This window comes from Bradyrhizobium valentinum, assembly GCF_001440405.1.
GTDB lineage: Bacteria > Pseudomonadota > Alphaproteobacteria > Rhizobiales > Xanthobacteraceae > Bradyrhizobium > Bradyrhizobium valentinum.
Genome location: NZ_LLXX01000092.1, coordinates 1 through 3,507 on the forward strand (window position 1 = coordinate 1; position 3,507 = coordinate 3,507).

5 protein-coding genes and 1 tRNA gene are annotated in these 3,507 nt (G+C 63.3%); 1 reads left to right on the forward strand and 5 read right to left on the reverse strand.

The features are described 5' to 3' along the window. Positions 1-168: 168 nt before the first annotated feature. Complete coding sequence (locus tag CP49_RS14245) at positions 169-1,365, reverse strand: CaiB/BaiF CoA transferase family protein (RefSeq protein ID WP_057850873.1); 1,197 nt, start codon at positions 1,363-1,365, stop codon at positions 169-171. 175 nt (positions 1,366-1,540) lie between these two features. Next, entirely contained in the window at positions 1,541-1,966 is a 426-nt protein-coding gene (locus CP49_RS14250) for an organic hydroperoxide resistance protein (RefSeq protein ID WP_057850874.1), read from the reverse strand. A gap of 159 nt (positions 1,967-2,125) precedes the next feature. On the opposite strand from CP49_RS14250, the gene CP49_RS14255 reads away from it, so the two are divergent. After that, positions 2,126-2,584: a MarR family winged helix-turn-helix transcriptional regulator gene (locus tag CP49_RS14255; protein WP_057850875.1), complete on the forward strand. Its 459-nt coding sequence runs from the start codon at positions 2,126-2,128 to the stop codon at positions 2,582-2,584. Positions 2,585-2,684: 100 nt separating this feature from the next. On the opposite strand, the gene CP49_RS14260 is transcribed toward CP49_RS14255, so the two are convergent. The 3 genes from CP49_RS14260 to CP49_RS14270 all read right to left on the reverse strand — a co-directional run. Beyond that, on the reverse strand, positions 2,685-2,921 hold the full coding sequence (locus CP49_RS14260) for a GIY-YIG nuclease family protein (protein ID WP_057850876.1): 237 nt from the start codon (positions 2,919-2,921) through the stop codon (positions 2,685-2,687). 157 nt (positions 2,922-3,078) lie between these two features. Next, positions 3,079-3,154: transfer RNA gene (locus tag CP49_RS14265), tRNA-Ala, on the reverse strand. 65 nt (positions 3,155-3,219) lie between these two features. After that, positions 3,220-3,507 (reverse strand): TIGR02300 family protein (locus CP49_RS14270; RefSeq protein ID WP_057850877.1); only part of this gene is annotated, 288 nt, incomplete at its 5' end.

Consider the following 3,507-nt stretch of genomic DNA (forward strand, 5'->3'; position numbering starts at 1 on the left):
TCTATCTACACCGATTCCATCAACCCAATCTCCCGGGACCAAACACGAACGCAGGGGCCCATAACCACAGCAGGGTGTGATCGCAGAAAGGCGACTGCCACAGTGCCCAAAAGTAAAGCCGCGGCGTATGGGTCCCTGCTTATCGCAGGGACGACGACGGAATCGTAGCTAGCGCTTGCGCTCGGAGCCGCAGACCGCGCCGCTGGCGACCATGGCGTCGATCTCGCCCTCGGAGAAGCCGAACTCGCCCAGCACCTCGGCTGTGTGCTGGCTGAACTTCGGCGGCGTCCGCCGCAGGCTCGGCTTGGTCCGCTCCAGCCGGATCGGGGAGGCGACGCCCTTGTACCAGTCCTTCGTAATGATATCGCCGCGATGCAGCGTATGCGGATTGGTCAACGCCTGATCGATCTTCTGCACCGGGCCCGCCGGCAGGCCGGCCGCCAGCAGGCGATTGCAGAGCGGCTCGGCCTCGTGCTGGCTGAACACGGCGGCGAGTTCGGCGCGTAGCGCATCGCGGTTGGCGATGCGGTCCTTGTTGCGGGCAAAGCGCGGATCGGTGCCAAGCTCGGGCTTGCCGATCTCCTTGGCGAGCTTGCGGAAGGTGCCGTCATTGCCGACGCCGATGAAGATATCGTCGGTTTTGGTCGGGAAGATCGCGTAGGGCACCAGATTCGGATGCTCGTTGCCGGTCAGCCCCGGCGGCTTGCCGTGCATGAAATAATTCGCGGTGTGCGGGTGCATGATCGCAAGGCCGGTTTCGTACAGCGTGGTCTCGAGAAATTGGCCGAGACCCGAACGCTGCCGCTCCGACAGCGCCATCAGGATACCGATCGCGGCATAAAGCCCGGTGGTGATGTCGACCAGGGGTACGCCGATCCGCATCGGGCCGCTTTCGGGTGAGCCGGTTGCCGCGATCATGCCGGTCATAGCCTGAATGATCGCGTCATAGCCGGGATTGCCGCCGCGCGGGCCGTCGGCGCCGAAGCCGGAAATCCGGCAATGCACCAGTTTCGGAAATTTTGCGCGCAGCACGTCGTTGCCGATGCCCCATTTGTCGAGCGTGCCGGGCTTGAAATTCTCGATCAGGACGTCAGCGGTCTCCAGCATCTTCAGCAGAACCGCGCGCCCGCCTTCCGAGGCGAGGTCGAGCCCGATCGAGCGCTTGTTGCGGTTGATGCCGACGAAATAAGCCGCGTCCTCCTCGTGGAACGGAGGGCCCCAGTCGCGCACTTCGTCGCCGGCCGGCGGCTCGACCTTGATGACGTCGGCGCCGTGGTCGGCAAGGATTTGCGTGCAATAGGGGCCGCCGAGCACGCGCGTCAGATCGATCACGCGCAGGCCGGTCATTGCGCCGGAAGAACTCATGGAAAACAAACCTTCGCTCAGGATGACAATGGAAATCCTGAGCTAGCTGTCTTCAGGCGCGGCGGCAATGGCGTCCCGCGCACAGGCGCATGACGCGGCCGCCGTAGCGGGCTCGCGAAAATTCCGTGGGGCGAACGGCCCGCCGATATCAGCGGCGGGCCATCCGGAGAGGCCGTCAGACGACCGAAAGGCGCACATCCACATTGCCGCGCGTGGCGTTGGAGTAAGGGCACACCTGATGGGCTTTAGCGACCAGGGCTTCCGCTTCCGCCTTGGGGACGCCGGGCAGCGAAACGGCCAGCTCGACGTCGAGGCCAAAGCCGCCCTCCGAACGCGGGCCGATGCCGACGGTGGAGGTTACGGTGGCATCCGCAGGCACCTTCGGACCGCCTTGCGAAGCGACGAATTTCATCGCGCCGATGAAGCAGGCGGCATAACCGGCCGCGAACAGTTGCTCGGGATTGTTGCCGGCGCCGCCGCCGCCGCCGAGTTCCTTCGGGGTGGCGAGCTTGACGTCGAGCGCGCCGTCGAGAGTTGCGGCGGTGCCATCGCGGCCGCCGGTGGCCTTGGCGCTGGTCTTGTAGAGCACGTTCACGGACATGTCGGTCTCCCTGGGGTTTGCCGTTTCGATGGCGTCTATATTGCACACAATTTGATTGCGCGCAATATAAATTCATTGCAAATGGCGCGATTTAATTGTATGCAATTGAAATCAAGCGCTTAGGACGCCAAATCGGCGCGGCGTGTCGAAGAGGTTACGATGGCGAGAAAGCATTCGGCCGATCTGCCGCTCAGGCTCGACAATCAGCTCTGCTTCGCGGTGTATTCCACCGCGCATGCCTTCAATCGCGTCTACAAGCCGCTGCTCGACCGGCTCGGCCTGACCTATCCGCAATATCTGGTGATGCTGGTGCTGTGGGAGCGCGATGGCGTGCCGGTCAAGGACATCGGTGAACGGCTGTTCCTGGATTCCGGCACGCTGACGCCGCTGCTGAAGCGGTTGGAGGCGGCCGAACTGATCAGGCGCACGCGCAGCACCGAGGACGAGCGACAGGTGATGATCGCGCTGTCGCCCAAGGGAGAGGCTCTGCGGGAGAAAGCGCGGACGGTGCCGCAGGCGATCCTGGCTGCGTCAGCCTGTTCGGTCAGCGAACTCATGGCGATGAAGAGCGAGATCGTCGCGCTTCGCGATCGGTTGAATGCGGTGTTGGGAGAGTAGCCCGGCTCCGCCCTTCGGGCTACGCCGCGGCAGCCTTCGCTACGATAGGGCTTGCCGAGCCGGAGCTGGCGAAGCCAGCGAAGGCTGGGGCAGTTGCGAGCTAGAGGCGCTTCTTGGCGAAGGCGCGGCCTGAGGCTGATTTCAGATATTTCTCGAATGCGACAGCCTGAGCTTGATTGCTGAAAGCTATGTAAGTTTTGATGCGCCAGGGCCCGTATTTCGAGGTGTGCGGCACTTCACCTGCATTGTGCTTGGCTAGTCGCGCACGCAAGTCGTCAGTGATGCCGATGTAAAAGTGCAGGGAATCGAGGCTTTCGAGGATGTAGACGTACTTCATGGCGGATCATCTCCGCCGTTCAGCCTACAATAGACCTATGAGCTCTGCCGAGGCCCGGCTCCGCCCTTCGGGCTACGCCGCGGCAGCCTTCTCTTGCTTCGCTACGATAGGGCACGGCGTGGCTTGCCGAGCCGTAGCTTGCGAAGCGAGCGAAGGCTGGTGGAGCCAGGCGGGATCGAACCGCCGACCTCTTGCATGCCATGCAAGCGCTCTCCCAGCTGAGCTATGGCCCCGTAGAATCGCAGCGCCTCAAATCAGCGTGCGGGCAATGACCCTGAACCACAGTTCAGGGCTGATCTCAAGTCTCTTCGTCACCTCCGACGTCGCCGATGATGTCGGTAACGTCCTCATCGCCTTCTTCCTCGTCGGGAATGAAGGTGGAATCGTCGTCGTCATCGTCTTCGATGGTCTCGTCGATCTCGATGTCGTCTTCCGATTCGGGAACCACGGCCTTGACCTTGCCGGTGTTCTCCTCGGCGTCGGCCTCCTCAAGCGAGACCAACTCTTCGGCCTCGGCGGCCTCCGGCAAATCGGCGGCGGCGGTGGCCGAAGCGGCGGCTGCGGCGCGTGCGGCATCGCCACGGGC